Origin of the sequence: Sulfitobacter sp. HI0040 (genome assembly GCF_001634885.1) — a bacterium.
Lineage (GTDB): Bacteria > Pseudomonadota > Alphaproteobacteria > Rhodobacterales > Rhodobacteraceae > Sulfitobacter.
The window spans coordinates 1-478 of record NZ_LWEX01000308.1 but is presented as its reverse complement, the minus strand read 5'-3'; the positions used below and the strand labels follow the sequence as shown (position 1 = coordinate 478).

Sequence of the window (478 nt, the reverse complement as noted above, 5' to 3'; positions counted from 1 at the left end):
CAGTGAGTTTTCGTATAACCGTCACCGACCATGACGATATCGGCTTCGACTGCGAAGAGGACGAAACCGTCCTCGACGCGGCTGATCGCGCGGGCTACGCCATTCCCTACTCATGCCGCAAGGGCGTGTGTTCGTCCTGCGAAGGCGGAATCGCGGCGGGCGAGGCGATGGTGCGCGGGCAGGGGGTTCAGGCCGGTCCCGCCGAGGGCGTCAAGCTGTGCCAGGCCCGTCCGCTGACCGATCTTCAGATCACGCCGACCCGGATCCAGAAGGTGGAGCCGGTGGAGCGCAAGACGCTGGAGGCGAAGGTGCGAAAGATCACCCGCCCGGCGCCGGACGTGGCCGTGATCCAGTTCCGCCTGCCGATCGGGCAACGCGCGCCGTTCCGCGCCGGTCAATACCTGCGGGTGGTGATGGAGGACGGCGACAGCCGCAACTACTCCATGGCGAACCCGCCGCAGAAAAACGACGGGATCGA

At 66.3% G+C, this 478-nt stretch carries 1 protein-coding gene; it reads left to right on the top strand.

Annotated features, from left to right (window positions below):
- Positions 1-478, top strand: a 478-nt coding sequence (locus A3728_RS14245; RefSeq protein ID WP_236630517.1) for a 2Fe-2S iron-sulfur cluster-binding protein, incomplete at both ends; no start/stop codon positions are given.